The organism is Klebsiella sp. P1954, assembly GCF_018199955.1.
Taxonomy (GTDB): Bacteria; Pseudomonadota; Gammaproteobacteria; order Enterobacterales; family Enterobacteriaceae; genus Klebsiella; species Klebsiella pneumoniae.
In genome coordinates this window covers 3,481,741-3,498,687 of the sequence record NZ_CP073373.1, presented here as the reverse complement: position 1 = coordinate 3,498,687, position 16,947 = coordinate 3,481,741, and the positions used below count along the sequence as shown (strand labels likewise).

At 57.3% G+C, this 16,947-nt stretch carries 13 protein-coding genes; 1 reads left to right on the top strand and 12 read right to left on the bottom strand.

Translation table 11 applies throughout. The features are described 5' to 3' along the window. Positions 1–76 precede the first annotated feature (76 nt). The 3 genes from aaeB to aaeX are packed head-to-tail and all read right to left on the bottom strand — an operon-like array spanning position 77 to position 3,193. Positions 77–2,044, bottom strand: coding sequence for a p-hydroxybenzoic acid efflux pump subunit AaeB (aaeB, locus tag KB890_RS16735; protein ID WP_002918632.1), 1,968 nt, complete (start codon positions 2,042–2,044; stop codon positions 77–79). Positions 2,045–2,049: 5 nt separating this feature from the next. Then, positions 2,050–2,982, bottom strand: a complete 933-nt coding sequence (gene aaeA, locus KB890_RS16730) for a p-hydroxybenzoic acid efflux pump subunit AaeA (RefSeq protein ID WP_002918639.1) — start codon at positions 2,980–2,982, stop codon at positions 2,050–2,052. 7 nt (positions 2,983–2,989) lie between these two features. Then, on the bottom strand, positions 2,990–3,193 hold the full coding sequence (aaeX, locus tag KB890_RS16725; RefSeq protein ID WP_002918640.1) for a p-hydroxybenzoic acid efflux pump operon protein AaeX: 204 nt from the start codon (positions 3,191–3,193) through the stop codon (positions 2,990–2,992). 131 nt (positions 3,194–3,324) lie between these two features. Between aaeX and aaeR the strand changes: the two genes are divergently transcribed. Then, positions 3,325–4,254 (top strand): HTH-type transcriptional activator AaeR, encoded by a 930-nt coding sequence (gene aaeR, locus KB890_RS16720; protein WP_002918641.1) that lies wholly within the window; start codon positions 3,325–3,327, stop codon positions 4,252–4,254. Positions 4,255–4,289: 35 nt separating this feature from the next. Here aaeR and tldD read toward each other — a convergent pair whose 3' ends face one another. The 9 genes from tldD to KB890_RS16675 all read right to left on the bottom strand — a co-directional run bounded on the left by tldD (position 4,290) and on the right by KB890_RS16675 (position 16,831). Continuing rightward, complete coding sequence (gene tldD / locus KB890_RS16715; RefSeq protein WP_020325261.1) at positions 4,290–5,735, bottom strand: metalloprotease TldD; 1,446 nt, start codon at positions 5,733–5,735, stop codon at positions 4,290–4,292. 88 nt (positions 5,736–5,823) lie between these two features. After that, on the bottom strand, positions 5,824–9,621 hold the full coding sequence (gene yhdP / locus KB890_RS16710; RefSeq protein ID WP_020325269.1) for an AsmA2 domain-containing protein YhdP: 3,798 nt from the start codon (positions 9,619–9,621) through the stop codon (positions 5,824–5,826). 37 nt (positions 9,622–9,658) lie between these two features. After that, positions 9,659–11,128, bottom strand: a complete 1,470-nt coding sequence (gene rng / locus KB890_RS16705; RefSeq protein ID WP_002918644.1) for a ribonuclease G — start codon at positions 11,126–11,128, stop codon at positions 9,659–9,661. A 2-nt stretch (positions 11,129–11,130) separates the two neighbouring features. Then, positions 11,131–11,712 carry a Maf family protein gene (locus tag KB890_RS16700; protein WP_002918646.1) on the bottom strand — a complete coding sequence of 194 codons (582 nt, stop codon included), beginning with the start codon at positions 11,710–11,712 and terminating at the stop codon, positions 11,131–11,133. A 7-nt stretch (positions 11,713–11,719) separates the two neighbouring features. Next, entirely contained in the window at positions 11,720–12,208 is a 489-nt protein-coding gene (mreD, locus tag KB890_RS16695) for a rod shape-determining protein MreD (RefSeq protein ID WP_002918648.1), read from the bottom strand. Beyond that, positions 12,208–13,200 carry a rod shape-determining protein MreC gene (mreC, locus tag KB890_RS16690; RefSeq protein WP_004149974.1) on the bottom strand — a complete coding sequence of 331 codons (993 nt, stop codon included), beginning with the start codon at positions 13,198–13,200 and terminating at the stop codon, positions 12,208–12,210. Before mreC ends, mreD begins: the two co-directional genes overlap by 1 nt. Before the next feature lie 70 nt (positions 13,201–13,270). Continuing rightward, positions 13,271–14,314, bottom strand: coding sequence for a rod shape-determining protein MreB (mreB, locus tag KB890_RS16685; RefSeq protein WP_002918653.1), 1,044 nt, complete (start codon positions 14,312–14,314; stop codon positions 13,271–13,273). A 305-nt stretch (positions 14,315–14,619) separates the two neighbouring features. Further along, positions 14,620–16,560, bottom strand: coding sequence for an RNase E specificity factor CsrD (gene csrD, locus KB890_RS16680; protein WP_002918686.1), 1,941 nt, complete (start codon positions 16,558–16,560; stop codon positions 14,620–14,622). A 79-nt stretch (positions 16,561–16,639) separates the two neighbouring features. After that, positions 16,640–16,831: a hypothetical protein gene (locus tag KB890_RS16675; protein ID WP_020325272.1), complete on the bottom strand. Its 192-nt coding sequence runs from the start codon at positions 16,829–16,831 to the stop codon at positions 16,640–16,642. Positions 16,832–16,947: the final 116 nt, after the last annotated feature.

The window sequence follows — 16,947 nt, the reverse complement described above, 5'->3', positions numbered from 1 at the left end:
AGCCCCTCCCGCTTCTCTTTCTGTCGCCGTTAAGTATAGCGATAAAAAAACCGACGCCTGGGCGTCGGTTTATGGGTTAGCTGCTGGTCAGCACATGCTGGTACTTATGCAACATCTCAACCAGTCGCCGTACCGGCTCGGTAACCTGCGGCGAGGCCTCCCAGACCCGCAGCTTCTCCTGATAGACATCAAGCTCCGCCAGCAGCTGGGTAAAATAGCGCCGACGCTTATCATCGCTGCCGGCGGAGATCACATGGTCCGCGGTACGTCGCAGCTGACGATGGAAGGCGGAGAGATCGTCATTCACCGGCACGGGCGCATCGCGCAAGCGCTGATGGGCGATGATTAACGTCAAGGCCAGACGGAAACGGGCGACGTCACCCGGGAATTTATTGAGTAATAAAAACAGCTGCTGATAGAGCGCGGGCAGATGATTCTCTTTGCGACGCGCCGAGTTGGTGGTCAGCGAAGAGACCGCCGCGGAGACAAACTGGTTCAGCAGCACCCGACCGGTTCTGGCCCGGGAGTTATCTCTGACAATGAGAATAACCATCAGAGCGAGGAAACAGCCGACGATCTGCCCCAGCGCGCTATCGAGGAACTGGCTGAACTGGAACTGCATCGGGTTATCCAGCACCAGAATGTTGATGGTGCTCGCCAGCGCCCCCAGCGATCCGAGACGCCTTTTCTGCACTTCGATCCCGATAAAGAACGCCATTGCCGCCAGGCTGATGCAAAGCAACAGCATGCTCTGCTGCGTCGCCGGCATGATCACCAGGAAGTACAAGGTGCCCAACGGTAACGCCGCCAGGGTGCCATAGAGGAAGTCTATCGCCACCATACGCGGGTTTGGCAGGCGCATCGCCAGCGCGGTAACCACGGCGATCATTACCATCGCGCCGCTGCCTGAGGTCCAGCCCGTCCACAGCCAGAATAGCGTTCCGAGAATACAGGAGACGGAGGTGCGCCAGAAGTTCACCATCGCGTGATGACGTTCGGCGGATTCCACTTTAACCACCGTTTCGCCGCGCAACACGCCATCCTCGATACGGCTGATTTTAGTATTCCCCACCACGCCGCGCTTAAGCAGCAGATAACGCGTGGCGGCGCCCACCCAGCTATATATCGTGACCGGGGTATTATGCTCGCCTTTCCAGGTCAGGAAGCGGCGCATGCGCTTCAGCTGCTGGTGAACATCCTGCACCGTCTCAACCGGCTCGGCGAACAGCTCGCGATAGTCGTCCGTGACCATTTCCGGGCGTGAGTTCTGAATCAGATAGGTTTCGCAAGCCTGGGTGATAAGGGTTAGCGAAAGGGTGTTGATCGCCTTCAGGCGCTGATTCGCCTTTGCCCAGCGTGAGGATTCCATAATCAGGTTACTACGCATACCTTCCAGCGCCGTAGTGCGGCGTACCAGCGCTCCCCAGGCTTGATCCACTTCCTCTTTTTCACCGTGCGCGACGCATAACTGCATCAGCTTATACTGGGCAATTAGCAGGTTATCGAGCTCGAGGTCGATCTCTTTTTTAATCGAACGCGGCGAAAACAGGAGATCGGCGACGATGGCGCTGACAATACCGATGACAATTTCGCTGCAGCGTTCGACAGCAAACTGCGGCGCCAGCATCGGATTGGTATGGATGGTAATAATGATAATCAGCGCGGTGTACCCGGCCAGCCCCCAGGCATAGGAGTTTTCGACCTTGACCAGCGACGAAACCCAGGTACAAAACCCGGCCCACAGACAGCAGACCAGCATCATCAGCAGAGGCGCGCGGATCATCAGGATGATGATAACCAGCGCCGCAATACAGCCAATAAAGGTCCCGGCAATACGCAACATACCGCGATAGCGGATCGCGCCGGAGTACGGTTCGCCGCCAGCAGCAAAGGCCGGCCCGGCGGCGACGATCGCTGCCGTCAGTACCGCCCAGCGCGGCGTTTCGAGCTGAAAATGGAAACCGACAAACAGCGCCAGCACCACCGCGCATGCAAGCTTAATGGCAAAGCGGAGATGCCGGGGAGCAATGGTATATGTCCCCATAGCGATTAACCAAATTCGCGCAGGCGCATAGCCAGTTTCTGGAAGAAGTTGGCCTGGCTGGTATCACGATCTTCTTGACCGGTGATCACTACCGTCGCCGTGGTGCCCGATGGCCACAGATTCCCCTGCTGGTGATCGAGGCGAATACGCACCGGCACACGCTGCGCCAGACGCACCCACTCAAGGTTGGAGTCGACCGAGGCCATCCCTTTCGAGTCGCTGCTGCTGCTGGCGTTGGTCACCCCCGCAGCGATACTGTCCACCGTCCCTTTAATGGTTTTGCTGCTGCCCAGCGGGGTAATCTCCGCACGATAGCCTGGACGGACGCCCTCCAGTTTGGTCTCTTCCAGATAGGCCATGACGTAAAACGTATTCTCTTTCACCAGCGCCACCGCCGTGGAGCCACGGGTGATAAATTCCCCAGTGTAGACGTTAAGGTTAGTCACCCAGCCATCCGCAGGGGCGCGAATGACCGTCCGCTCCAGATCTAGCCTGGCCAGGTCGCGACTAGCCACCGCTTTCGCCAGCTGATGTTCAACGGTTTGCAGTACGTTGTTCGCCTGATCAATCTCTTCCCGCGACATCGCCTGTACGCCAAGCTTATTACGCCGACCGGCTTCGACGCGTTTTTCCTGAGCTAACGTCTGATAATAGGCGACATCAGCTTCCGCCTGCGCCAGCGCTTTTTGGTAACGAGGTTGGTCAATAACGAACAATACCTGGTCTTTCTTAACCAGTTGGTTATCCTTGACGTTTACCTGAGAAATCAGCCCGGAGACGTCGGGGGCAATCGCCACAATGTCGGCGCTAAAGCGCGCATCACGCGTCCACGGCGAGGCGGTGTAATAAACCCAGGCGCGGAAAATCGCCACGAAGGCCAGAATGACCAGTATCACGGTAATGGCAGTACGGAGGATATTTCTTGTTAGTGTTTTCACATCAACCTCAAACGAACAAGCGCGATATCAAATAAAAAAGGCAGCAATAGAGCGCCGTATTAAACAGTGCTGGGTGCCAGACAAAATCGTAAATGCCGGTCGGAACCAGCAGTCGGTGCACCAGCCAAAAGATAGCCAGCGACAAAAGCAACTCGAAGAAGATCGGCGGAAACGATAAGCCGAAAATCACGATGACAGGAAACAGACTCATGATGACCTTGAATAAGAAGCGTACAGGTAGTGAGCAGATGCGTTTATTATGTAGCTAACAATATATTAACGTAACGATTGCCGCATTATCTATAATGTGTGATCTAAATCACTTTTAAGCCAGAGTGAATAATGGAACGATTAAAACGCATGTCCGTTTTCGCCAAAGTGGTCGAATTAGGTTCATTCACCGCAGCGGCCCGCCAGCTTCAGATGAGCGTTTCCTCGATCAGTCAGACCGTCGCCAAACTGGAAGATGAGCTGCAGGTAAAGCTGCTCAACCGCAGCACCCGCAGCCTTGGCTTAACTGAAGCAGGTAAAATCTATTACCAGGGCTGCCGTAGGATGCTGTTTGAAGCGCAGGATGTCCATGAGCAATTATACGCATTTAACAATACCCCCATCGGGACGCTGCGCATCGGCTGCTCTTCAACTATGGCACAGAATGTTCTGGCGCGCATAACGGCGAAAATGCTCAAAGAATACCCCGGGCTCTCTGTTAATCTGGTCACCGGCATACCTGCGCCAGACCTGATCGCCGACGGCCTTGACGTGGTGATCCGCGTGGGCGCCCTGCAGGATTCCAGCCTTTTTTCCCGCCGCCTGGGCTCAATGCCGATGGTATTATGCGCCGCTAAAAGCTATCTGGCGCAGGCTGGCAATCCAGAGAAACCGGCCGACCTTGCCGGACATGCCTGGCTGGAATATAGCGTGCGGCCGGACAATGAGTTTGTCATTATCGCGCCGGAAGGGATCTCGACCCGCCTGACCCCGCAGGGGCGCTTCGTGACCAACGACCCTATGACGCTGGTGCGCTGGCTGACCGCCGGGGTGGGTATCGCCTATGTACCCTTAATGTGGGCGATCGAAGAGATCAACCGCGGTGAGCTTGAGATCCTGCTGCCCAGCTATCAGTCCGATCCGCGACCGGTCTACGCCCTGTATACGGAAAAGGATAAACTGCCGCTGAAAGTGCAGGTCTGTATCAACTATCTGACGGAGTATTTTGTCGACGTGGCGAAGATCTATCAGGGCATGCACGGGCGCGGGATCGCCCGGTGAAGCGGTTCCCGGCAGCGCCGGGAACCAGGTCAGGATCAGGCGGTGCCGCCGACGGTAAGGTTATCGACCTTCAGGGTCGGCTGGCCGACGCCCACCGGCACGCTCTGGCCCTCTTTGCCACAGACGCCGACGCCGTTATCCAGGCGCAGGTCGTTGCCCACCATCGAAATCTGCTGCATGGTCTCAATGCCGGAGCCAATCAGCGTGGCCCCTTTCACCGCCTTCGTGACCTTCCCTTTTTCGATCAGATAGGCCTCGGAAGTGGAGAAGACGAATTTACCGGAGGTGATATCCACCTGCCCGCCGCCGAAGTTAGGCGCAAAGATACCGTAGTCGACCGATTCGATAATCTCCTGTGGCGTCGACTGGCCCGCCAGCATATAGGTGTTGGTCATACGCGGCATCGGCAGATGGGCATACGACTCACGTCGGCCATTGCCGGTCGGTGCGACGCCCATCAGGCGCGCGTTGAGTTTATCCTGCATATAGCCTTTCAGAATGCCGTTTTCGATTAGCACGTTGTATTGCCCCGGCGTCCCTTCGTCATCAATGGCCACCGAGCCACGGCGATCGGCGATGGTGCCGTCATCCACTACGGTGCACAGCTCAGAGGCGACTAATTCCCCCATATGGCCGCTAAAGACCGAGGTGCCACGCCGGTTGAAATCGCCTTCCAGCCCATGGCCAACCGCTTCATGCAGCAGGACGCCAGGCCAGCCGGCGCCGAGCACCACCGGCAGCATCCCCGCAGGGGCGGCGACCGCCGAGAGGTTGACCAGCGCCATGCGCACCGCTTCTTTCGCCCAGGCATCGGCCCGCACGTCGCCCTCATGGGAGGCGAGGAAATAGTCATAACCAAAACGCCCGCCACCGCCGCTGCTGCCGCGCTCACGCTTGCCATCCTCTTCCACCAGCACGCTGACGGAAAGACGAACCAGCGGACGAACGTCGGCGGCCAGAGTGCCATCGGTGGCGGCGACCAGGATCAGCTCATACACCCCGCTCAGGCTGGCTGAAACCTCCTGCACCCGCTGGTCCGCCGCCCGGGCGACTTTGTCTACCCGGCGCAGAATATCCAGCTTCTCTTCCCGGGTCATACTCTGCAGCGGGTCGATGCTGGTGTACAGGGCACGATGCTCTACGGCGCCGAGGGTCTGCACTTTGCCATTGCCGGTGTCGCGCACAATGGTCCGCGCCGCCTGGGCGCTCTGCTCCAGCGCCAGTTTGCTGATCTGATCGGCGTAGGCAAAGCCCGTTTTTTCGCCGCTGACGGCGCGCACGCCTACGCCCTGGTCGATATTGTACGACCCATCTTTAATGATGCTGTCTTCCAGAACCCAGGATTCGTGATAGCTCGACTGAAAATAGAGATCGCCGTAATCGAGGCGGCGCTCGGTCAGTTGACCAAGAATGGCAAACAGGTCCTGATGATTCAGGCCATTTGCCGACAGTAATTGTTCACTTACCAGGTTCAGACTCATCGTTATGCTACTCGTTTGTTGCCGCCTGACAGGCGGAAATACAGAAGGCTATCTATTGAGATTGCGGCAATTCCCGGCAATCGTCAAATCATTGCTTTTTATTGCTGCGCGCCTGGCGCAGCACTTCATTGATCTGCGGCTGGTCAATCGGGCCGGTGATGCGGTAGCGCAGAATCGAAACTTTATTCCACAGCGGACCCAGCACTTTGCTGGCGGCAAATACCGCCGCGCCGACGATGGGGTTGACGGCAAAGGCCGCCGCCACGCCGACGGTCGCGGAGATCTCCGGCGCCACCACCGCCTGCAGATCCAGCTGGCGACGCACCAGATCGACCGACCCTTTCATAGCAATATCCGCTTCAAGGCCATCCACCAGCGTATCATCGGTATGCAGTACGCCATCCTTAATCCATGCCGTACTGTTAATCGAATCGAAGTAAAAGCCTTCGCTGAAGGTATCGCTGAAATCGAAACGCAGTTTACGCAGCAGGGCATCCACACTCAGCAGACGCAGCAGCTGGCCAGCGTGCCCGGTACTCAGGTCGGTAAACTGCCCCTTGCCCAGGTGGCTTTTAATGATGCCATTGAGCGACGCGACATCGGGTGACCAGGGCGGCGCGCGCCAGTGCAGATCGTAGTCGATATCAAACGGCGAATCCTTCACCGGCGTGGAGACGCCAAAGAAATCCGCAAATGCATCCGTCTTATTGCCGTGCAGTCTGCCTTTCAGCGAGGTTCGAACCCCTGAAGGGGCGTTCACCCACACGCCGTTGGTCGTCAGCCGGCCAAACCCGGTATCCACCAGGCCGTTGGAGAGCGTTAAGGTATCCCCTTTGATCGCCACATCCCCATCGATGCGGCCATATTTTTGTCCCCACAGCCAACATTCCGCGCAGCGTAGCTGCAGATCGGGCCAGCCATGGAAATCCAGCCGCGTCGCCGTCTGGGGGGCCACATTCTCTGTTGCGTTCTGGCCGCTGGCGCTGGCCGGATTGAAATAGAGATAACGCACATTTGCCAGCCACGGAGCATTGTCGCGCATCGTCAATGTGGCATTGATCTCACGCCCCTGCGCCTCAACCTGCGAGCCGCCGGCGACCGGCTGGGACATCAGACTGACGTTGTTCCACTGTTGACCCGCAAGGGCCAGCGACGGCGTACGCAGCACAATGCGCGGTGGAAAGAGCACGCTGCTGCTCACTTCATTTGCCGCGCCGTTCTCGAAGAGCGCCAGCCACTGCGCGCCATCCATCGGCGGCAGATTGAGCTCGATACCGGGCTGATCGGGCAGCGGAGAGTACCCTTTGCTGTCAGTGGTAAGGATCGCTCTATCCAGCGTCAGCTTATGATTGAGCAACCAGCGGCTGTTAATATGATTCTTCGCCCCGATGGAGCCGGTTATGTCGAAGCTGCTCAGGCCGCCGGCGACGTTAATTTTGACCGGAAGGGGTTCGCCGGCGGGCTTACTGACTGGCGAAGGTAAGCGACTGCTCACATTCTTCAGATCGCCGTTGATATCGACCTTATAGCTGGCATTGCCATGGTACGGCAGTTCGATGGCGACCTTGCCATCCCACGGGACGCTACCGCTCAACGCCTCACTCACGGCTTTCGGCAGCAGCCCGGTGCGCGACGGCTGCCAGTTGGCATTCATCCCGACATCCACCAGAAACGCTTTTTCACCTTCGCGGGTGGAAAAATTGAGGTTCAACGGCTGATTAAACCAGGTCGCGCTCAACGTTTGACTATTGAGATCGCCATTCACAAAGCTGAAATTACCGCTCAGGTTCTGCAGCGTAGTATCTAACGGTTTGATAAACAGGCTATTATTCTGCAGGCGCACATCGCCTTTCGCGGTGGTCATCTCGCCGTCGAGGGGGATATTCAGATGTAAGCGAGCGCTCACATCCCCATCCAGCTGCAGGGAATCCAGCGCCGCCCCGAGCGACTCTTTCAGCGGCGTAGTATTAAAGTAAGGTCCAACCTCTTTGCCCGGGCCTTTGATATCGGCATCAATCAGCAGTTTTTCCTGCGCATAGTCCGGGATTGCGGCATCGAGATTGCTGGCGGTCACGTTGCCAAGCATCGCTTTATCCGCCCGCATCCACAGGCCGTTGTTGATAAAATTGAGGTCGATGTTCAGCCCGGTTAGCGCCGGCCAGTCCGGTTGGAAGGCAAAAGTGGCGTTCTTCAGCGGAACATAAACCTGGAACTGGCCTTCATTATGCGGATAAGGGAATAGATGCGGATTGCCGCCATACACCAGCGTCGCATCGCTGGCTTGCCCCGCTTTAATCGCGCCGCTGAGATAGTCCACCAGCGCTTTGCCCATCAGATTTTCCGGGAAATAACGCCATGCCTGGCCACCGTCATTGGTGCTGATGCCCGCCAGAATGCCCAGCCAGGGATCGTCCCCCTGCGGTTGCAGATAGCGGAAGCCGCCGCGGGCGCGTACGCCTGTCGCCTGCACGTCGATATCGCGGCCATCAAGCATAAACCCTTTGTCGTTTTTCACCCAACTGAGCGTGGCTTCGCCAGCGGCTATCTCCAGCGGCGCGCGGAAGACGCCGGCATACGGCATCAGCGCCTTCGCCATATGGGCGCGTAATTCCCCGTGCTCAACGCTGCCATTCAGACTGCCGGAGAAGTGCTCTGCCCCAGGCAGGAGTTTCCACTGCTTCCACGCCAGATCGCTCCACTGCGCCTGAAAACGCGTTTTCTCCGTCGCCTGCAGGGGGATATCGAGAGCCAGCAAATTGATTTTGCCGCCAGGCTGCGTGGTACGCCAGAGTTCGCCCAGAGAAGGCGCCAGCTTATCAGCAAACGGCTGTAACCCGCTCAGGCCGCTGAGAGCCAAATTGCTGGCGCGAATACGTAACTCATCGCTACGCTGACGATCGTCGCCACCAACGTCCTGCGCCGGGATCCACGCCATCGCCAGGGCTCCGCTTGGCCAGGGTTTATCATCGATAGCGATCCGCGTATCGGGAATATAAAAGGCCCAGCTTTGCTTATCATGGGAGAGATGCGCCGTCAGGTTATCCACCGACAAATGATGGACTTCGTTATCGCCCTGCCAGCTGGCGCCCCCTTTTTTCAGCCATACGTCGCCGCTGGCCACATCGCCTTTTTCAATGGTCATCCAGCCTTCGAGGCTGAAGCGGGCGCTTTTCAGGGCGATATTGTCCTGCATCCAGCGTCCCAGCCACGGTTTGACGTCGATATCATCCGCCTGCAGCCAGACCCGGCCTTTATTCAGCAGGCCATCCTCATCGCGAAGATCCATCCGCACCAGCATGACGCCATGCTGGCCGGTGAGGCTGGAGAGGCTGAGCTGCCCCTCGGCGCGATGACGGTTCCTGCCGTTAAGCCATGTCAGTTGCGGAACCGCCAGCTCCGCCCGCTGACCGGAAAGGGTCAGGAAGCTCAGATGGCTGTCGCGCAGAGTAAAGTGATCGAACTGACGTAAAAAGAGATCGCTGATGCGGTCGGTTTTCAGGCTTTCGCCACCGTCATTGGTCTGAATAGGGGTATTGGTATGGACCTGCAGCTGCCAGAAGGTGAGGTCGCGGAACTGCCAGCGCATATGCAGCAGGCTCTGCCAGACATCCAGCGCCAGGGTTACGCGCTTGACCGCCATTGTGCCGCCATCTTTCAGCCCGACATGGATATCGCGGGCGTCTAACGTCGGACCAAAAGTCTGCCAGCTGGCGGTGATCTGCGAGGCGTCCACCGGCGTACCGGTGAGGGTGGAGATCTTCTCCAGCAGCTGCGGACGCCAGGCGTCGAGCTGTGGCAACACGAGACGCAAGCCACTCACCAGCAGCGCGACGATAACAATCAATGTTGCCACGGTGAGCAATAAAATCCCGGGCAGTCGCCTCACGCCTCTCTCCTTGTCAGCCGCACAATGACGCGGTGTCTTACATCATAACCACATCGAACTGCTCTTGATTATAGAGCGGCTCAATTTGTACCTTCACCTGTTTGCCGACAAAGATTTCCACTTCCGCCAGCGCATGCGACTCTTCCCCTTTCAGGGTTTCCGCCACCGCAGGGGAAGCATAGACCAGGAAGCGATCGGAATCATAAGCATGATGTACGCGGACGATCTCACGCATAATCTCATAGCACACCGTTTCCACCGACTTTACCGTTCCACGTCCGTGGCAGGTTGGGCACTCGTTGCACAGCACATGCTCCACGCTTTCACGGGTGCGTTTACGGGTCATCTCCACCAGGCCCAGCTGGGAGAAGCCGTTAATGCTGGTCTTCACCCGATCTTTACTCAGCGCCTGCTCTAAAGAGTGCAACACCCGTCGACGGTGATCTTCATTGTTCATGTCTATGAAATCAATGATGATAATGCCGCCGAGATTACGCAAACGTAGCTGGCGGGCTATCGCCTGGGTGGCTTCGATGTTGGTATTGAAGATCGTATCGTCAAGATTGCGGTGCCCGACAAAGGCCCCGGTGTTGATATCGATGGTGGTCATCGCCTCGGTCTGGTCGATGATCAGATAGCCCCCGGATTTGAGCTCGACTTTACGCTCCAGCGCGCGCTGAATTTCGTTCTCAACGTCAAAGAGATCGAATATCGGCTGACGGCCGCTGTAGTGTTCCAGCTTGCTGGTCATTTCCGGGATATATTCGGCGGTGAATTCGAGCAACGCCTCATAGGTCAGGCGCGAGTCGACGCGAATGCGATCCAGTTGCGCATCGGCAAAATCACGCAGCACGCGCTGGGCCAGAGCCAGCTCGCCATACAGCTGATAGCGGGTCTGGTTGCGCTTTTTGCGCTCCATCACCTTGGTCCATACGCGCTTAAGATAAGCGGCATCGGCGGCCATCTCCTGCTCGTGAACACCTTCCGCAGCGGTGCGAATGATAAACCCGCCCTGCTCATCGCAATATTCTGCGACGACCTTTTTTAGGCGCTCGCGCTCGGCTTCGCTTTCAATCCGCTGAGAGACCCCCACGTGGGAGGCGCCTGGCATAAAGACCAGATAGCGGGAAGGCAGGGTAATATCGGTGGTCAGACGCGCGCCTTTGGTACCCAGCGGATCTTTAACCACCTGGACCATCAGGTCCTGGCCCTGGCGCACCAGCTCCGAAATATCGCGCACGGTAAACTGCTTTTGCTCCTCACCGGCGACGCACTCGGTATGCGGCATGATATCGGAGGCGTGAAGGAACGCCGCCTTATCCAGACCAATATCTACAAAAGCCGCCTGCATTCCCGGCAGCACTCGGCTAACACGACCTTTGTAGATATTGCCTACTATTCCGCGTCGCGCTTCACGCTCAATATGGATTTCCTGCAGAATACCGCCATCAATATACGCAACGCGCGTTTCGGATGGCGTTACGTTAACTAATAATTCAGCCGTCATCTTTATCCCTTTCCTTTACGCAGTGAGTTAAAGTTACTGAGCAACTCATACGTTTCCACCAGCGGTAAGCCGACTACGGCGTGATAGCTGCCATTAATCTTCCTGACGAAGCAACCACCCAACCCTTGAATACCGTATGCACCTGCTTTATCTAAAGGCTCGCCGCTGGCCACATAATCGGCGATATCCTGCTCGCTGAGCCGCCGGAAGGTCACTTCCGTGACCACCAGACAGTCCAGCGTTTGCTGCTTATCCGCCAGCGCCACCGCGGTCATGACCTGATGGGTGTGGCCGGAAAGCAAACGCAGCATCGCTGCAGCGTGTTCGGCGTCGCGCGGTTTTTCCAGCACTTCGCCGTTCAAAATGACAATCGTATCCGCTCCCAGCACCGGCAAATCGCGGGTGGCCATCGCCACCCCGGCCTGCGCTTTTTCGCGCGCCAGGCGGACGACATAGTGCTGGGCGCTCTCCTGCGGCTGTCGCTGCTCCTCGATACCAGGAACCAGACGCTCGAAAGCGAGACCAAGCTGAGTCAGCAGTTCCTGCCGACGCGGGGAACCAGAAGCGAGATACAGAGTTGTCATATCAACCTTATTGCACTGCAAATTGCTGACGCACTTTACGCATCAGCAGGAAGAGCCATGGCCAGAGGATGCCGTTTACTACACTACTCCAGAATACTTCCGGACGGAAAGAGACGTTGATCACTAAAAACTCTGCCCAGAAAACAATGATATCCACGGCCAGGGATAACAGCATTACCACCAGCGCCTGCTGCCACAGCGCCAGGTTACGGAACAGCTGATACTTCAGCGCGACCAGATAGGCGACGATGCTTAAAGACAGCGCGCGAACGCCGAGCGTTGAACCGCTGATGAGATCAAGAATAGCCCCCATCACGAAACCCGTCCCCACGTTTACCCGGTGCGGCAACGCGAGGATCCAGTACAGCAGGATCAATAATACCCAGTTGGGCCGGAAAACGCTGATGTCCGCCGGCCAGGGCATAATTTGCAGCAATAGCGCGATAAGAAACGAGAGCCAGATAACCCAGCGTCCCTGGCTACGGTAACTTGCCACTATTGCCCCCCTGCAGGCTGCGACGGCTGAGGCGGCGTCAACCCGGTGGCGGGCGCCGGCATCTGCGGCCCCATCGCATCCGGCGCAGGCAGTACCTGCGGCATCATCTGCATCAGACGTTCGTTAGCCACCCGATGAACCTCTTCCGGGGTCATCGGGTTAGCGCCATTACGATCGGCGCCCCACAGCAGCAACAGATAGCGCAAGCGCTGCAGCCCGGCCGTCGGACGCGCCTGAATCACGGTATAGGCGCGCTGGGTGTCCAGTTTCACCGAGGAGACTACCCCAACCGGATACCCTTCAGGGAAACGACCGCCGAGACCGGAGGTCACCAGCACGTCGCCGACGCGAATATCGGTATTCGCCGGCAGATGCTCAAGCTGGAGATCGTCCGTGCAGCCGTTACCGGCGGCAATGACGCGAATGTCGTTACGCAGAACCTGGATCGGCAGCGCATGAGTGGCATCGCAGATCAGCAGCACCCGGCTGGTCATTTTCGCCACGGCCACGACCTGCCCCACGACGCCTTTATCGCTGATAACCGGCTGGCCTTCATAGACGCCGTTCACGCTGCCTTTGTCAATAACCACCTGATCGCTGTAAGGGTCGTTGACCGTTGAGATGACCTGCGTCACCATTTTTTGCTCGTCCTGGCGCAGCGGCGAGCCAAGCAGTTCACGCAGGCGCGCGTTCTCCTGCTTGTACTGGCCCAGCATCAGCAGATCGCTGTTTTTCAGCAACAGCTCCTGGCGCAGCGCGCGGTTTTCCAGTTCGAGCTGGTCGCGGGTAGCTAGCGTCTGCGATACGCTGTCGAGCAGTTCCCGGGGACCATTAGAGACAAAGTAGAAAGGGCTGACGGCTGTATCCATGTACGTTCTGATTTGACTGAACGTACCCAGGCGGCTGTCGGCGATAATCACGCCAAGCGCCACCAGCACCGCCAGAATAAGGCGAATCTGTAGCGAGGGGCCACGGCTAAAAATTGGCTTCATAGGCTATGCGTATTCTCGTGTCAGTAAAGACCAGGGGCAGCTCGTATGCCGCCCCGGACCTTCAGGCTGACTACTCTTCGCTAAACAGGTCGCCGCCGTGCATGTCGATCATCTCCAGCGCCTTGCCGCCGCCACGCGCTACGCAGGTCAGCGGATCTTCAGCAACCACGACTGGAATACCGGTTTCTTCCATTAACAGACGGTCCAGGTTGCGCAGCAGCGCACCACCGCCGGTGAGAACCATCCCGCGTTCAGAGATATCAGACGCCAGTTCCGGCGGGCACTGCTCAAGGGCAACCATGACCGCACTCACGATGCCGGTCAGAGGCTCCTGCAGCGCTTCAAGAATTTCGTTTGAGTTCAGGGTGAAGCCGCGTGGCACGCCTTCCGCCAGGTTACGACCGCGCACTTCAATTTCGCGCACTTCATCGCCCGGGTAAGCCGAACCGATTTCATGCTTGATACGTTCAGCGGTCGCTTCACCGATCAGGGAGCCGTAGTTACGACGCACGTAATTGATAACGGCTTCGTCGAAGCGGTCACCGCCGATACGTACAGAAGAGGAATAGACCACGCCGTTCAGGGAGATAACCGCCACCTCAGTGGTACCGCCACCGATATCCACCACCATGGAGCCGGTCGCTTCAGAAACCGGTAAGCCTGCGCCAATCGCTGCCGCCATCGGCTCTTCGATCAGGAAGACTTCACGGGCGCCTGCGCCCTGCGCGGATTCACGAATAGCGCGACGTTCGACCTGGGTTGCGCCAACCGGTACACACACCAGCACGCGCGGGCTCGGGCGCATAAAGCTGTTGCTGTGCACTTGTTTGATAAAGTGCTGCAGCATCTTTTCCGTCACGAAGAAGTCAGCGATAACGCCGTCCTTCATCGGGCGAATCGCCGCGATATTACCCGGGGTACGGCCGAGCATCTGCTTCGCTTCATGACCCACGGCGGCGACGCTTTTCGGCGATCCGGCACGATCCTGACGAATGGCCACCACGGAAGGCTCATTCAATACGATGCCTTGTCCTTTTACGTAAATAAGGGTATTCGCGGTACCCAGGTCAATGGACAGGTCATTGGAAAACATGCCACGAAATTTTTTTAACATACTAAGGGATAATCCTGAAAGCTGGGGCGGAAAACAAAATCCGCTTACTTTACCAACCACACGCAGCAGCGACAAGGCGCAAAAATCACCTGCTGCGGTGAAAATTAGTGCAGTTCATTTCCTTTGTTACAAATTTTCCCGACTCCGTTCATTGCTGAAATCTTCAGCAGCGCTCCACGCCTGAATTTGTAACCTGTCAAAGGAGGGTCACTGGCATTTACATTGCGATGATCCGGCAGGTAGACAAGCACACCCCCTTCACGATGGCGCGCGTTATTCTACGTGAAATCACGCTAAACGGCAGATCAAACCGAGTATCTTTGCGAATATTTTTTCACATTTGTGTCAAGTGGCTGTGAGGCGGCAAAAAATTCCCCCTGCCCGCCCGTGACACCGCATTGGGACAGTACCAACCACTCGCTGCGGCTGCGTACGCCCGTCGCAAAAACTTGCATAGGCATGCCTTTACAGGCTTCCACCAGGCTTTGCACCAGCAGTTGGTTCTCGCTGCGCTTTTCGATGTTGCGCGCCAGACCCGGATGCAGTTTGATCAGCTCCGCATCCAGCTGCTTGATCCAGCTGGTTCCAACCAGGGTTAACCCCGCCTGAACCACTGCCACCCGAACGCCCAGAGCGTTAACCAATCGCATAACCGGCTGCAGACGGCCGATATATTGACAAACATCTGCCTCTGCAAGTTCAAAAATAATCCGCTGACGCTGCGATTTTTCACACTGCATCAAGGCATCGCGCAGCCAGCGCTGGAAACGCGGACGGATCAGCGACTCCACCGACAGCTGGAGCGCCAAATTCTCCTCGGGCCAGAAGCCTAAAAACGGCAGCAGGCGCGTTACCTGCAGGCGGTCATACTCCTCCGCCAGGCCAAACTGCAGCACCATCGGCATGTATTCCGCTGCAATCACCTCTTCTTTACCGTCGTACATCCGCGACATCAGTTCACGATGATGTACCCGCCCGTCGCGGGTGACAGCAGGTTTTTGGTACAACCGCGGCCCGCCGCGGCTCAGCATCTGTTCGATCAGCGTTCGCCAGCGAACGTTGCCGCGACCTTTCTCCGGAAGGGTGTCATCATAGACCGACCAGCTGTTGCTGCCCTGCAGCACCGCGTTGCGCGTCGCCGCTTCCGCATGTTCCATCACCTGCGCCGCCGATTGCCCGCTGCGGAAAGAACAGATGCCGATATGCATCATATCGTCGCGATCGAGGATACGCGTTGGAGGCAGCGCATCCATCGCCTTCAGCAACAGGCCGGCGATACTATCCGCCTCTTTCAACGTACGGTGCGGCAGCAGCACGGCGAAGTCGCTACGGTGATAGCGCGCCAACAGCGCGCCGGGGTAACGCATAATAAAGGTAGAGAGCAGGTTGATAAGCGTAAAGTAATGTTCTTCGGCCGCCGCCCGTCCCCAGTTGTCCCGTAGCAGATCAAACTCCGGCAGACGGATCATCATCACGATGCCGTAGGCTCCCACCTTCTCCTGGTCTTCCAGCAGCGTGGCCAGCTGATTGTCAAAAAACAGGCGGTTATTCAGTCCGGTTTTCGAATCCTGCGCCGCGTAGGAGCGAATAAGCGTATCCATCCGGCTGCGCTGATCGCTGGCGAACTGCAGCTCCGACAGCAGCATATCCAGCGCGCTACTGGTGCTGGCCGGCCATTCATAGACCGACCCGCGCACCTGCGGCCCGCGCTCGCCGCTCAGGATACGCGTGGAACGCAGCTCCAGCAGCTCCTGGCCGGCCAGCTGGCGGCGGATCCAGCGGACGGCGAAGAAAATAATTACCACCATGAAGCCAATTGAGATCGACAGCGGGGCAGTGATCGACAGCGAACGGAAATAGTTCACCATCGGGTCAACGTAGACCAGATGCAGCGTAATGCCAGGATGTTTAAGCGACTGAACCGTGATCTCACGGAATTGCTCATGGCTGCCGAGCGGGCGATAGCTATCGGGTCGGGAATGGCTGTAGAGCGGTTTGCCGTTGAGCATGAAATCGATATGCACGATCTCGATCGGCGTCATCAGCTCATCCAACTGCGGTTCAAGCTTATCGAAAGAGGTGGTGATGAGCCGGTTATCCAGCATGGTCGCCACCGCCTGAACGCGGTTTTCGACCTTGTTCTCAATGCCGTTATAAAAACTCAGCGAAGCGCCAATCAGCGTGACAAAGATGGTCAGGCTAGTTAGCAGCGTAATAAAGGCTGAGAACTTCGTCGTTAATCGCATCCCTGTGTTAACTCCGCGAGTGAATGACTACCCGATGAACCATCAGGCTCCCGTGCCGGCGCGCGCCTTGCCGCAAGCATTAACCTTTTAAAGCGCGACGCATACTATCAAAGATGGCGAGTCTGGCAATGGAATGCGTATTATCGGTAAAAGTATGCCGATAGCGAGTATAGTTTGCAGAAAAAATTTGCCAATCGTCGCCCGCCTGCGGCCTGTGCCAGAAGCGCTTTAATTTTAGACGCAGGATGACAAACCCGCGCCGGCGGCGCAAATTATTACCGCTATACCGTCTGGCCAGCTTAACGCTCCCTTTTCCCTGCTAAAGATGCCGGGTCATGCGCGGCAAAGGAAACGTCTTGCGCCACTTTCCGATGATTCCTGGACGAC

Excerpts from the sequence above, each read along its gene's own strand:
- tldD (WP_020325261.1), bottom strand. The coding sequence starts at position 5,735 with ATGAGTCTGAACCTGGTAAGTGAACAATTACTGTCGGCAAATGGCCTG.
- KB890_RS16700 (WP_002918646.1), bottom strand. The coding sequence starts at position 11,712 with ATGACAACTCTGTATCTCGCTTCTGGTTCCCCGCGTCGGCAGGAACTG.
- mreB (WP_002918653.1), bottom strand. The coding sequence starts at position 14,314 with ATGTTAAAAAAATTTCGTGGCATGTTTTCCAATGACCTGTCCATTGAC.
- aaeX (WP_002918640.1), bottom strand. The coding sequence starts at position 3,193 with ATGAGTCTGTTTCCTGTCATCGTGATTTTCGGCTTATCGTTTCCGCCG.
- aaeR (WP_002918641.1), top strand. The coding sequence starts at position 3,325 with ATGGAACGATTAAAACGCATGTCCGTTTTCGCCAAAGTGGTCGAATTA.
- rng (WP_002918644.1), bottom strand. The coding sequence starts at position 11,128 with ATGACGGCTGAATTATTAGTTAACGTAACGCCATCCGAAACGCGCGTT.
- aaeB (WP_002918632.1), bottom strand. The coding sequence starts at position 2,044 with ATGGGGACATATACCATTGCTCCCCGGCATCTCCGCTTTGCCATTAAG.
- mreC (WP_004149974.1), bottom strand. The coding sequence starts at position 13,200 with ATGAAGCCAATTTTTAGCCGTGGCCCCTCGCTACAGATTCGCCTTATT.
- csrD (WP_002918686.1), bottom strand. The coding sequence starts at position 16,560 with ATGCGATTAACGACGAAGTTCTCAGCCTTTATTACGCTGCTAACTAGC.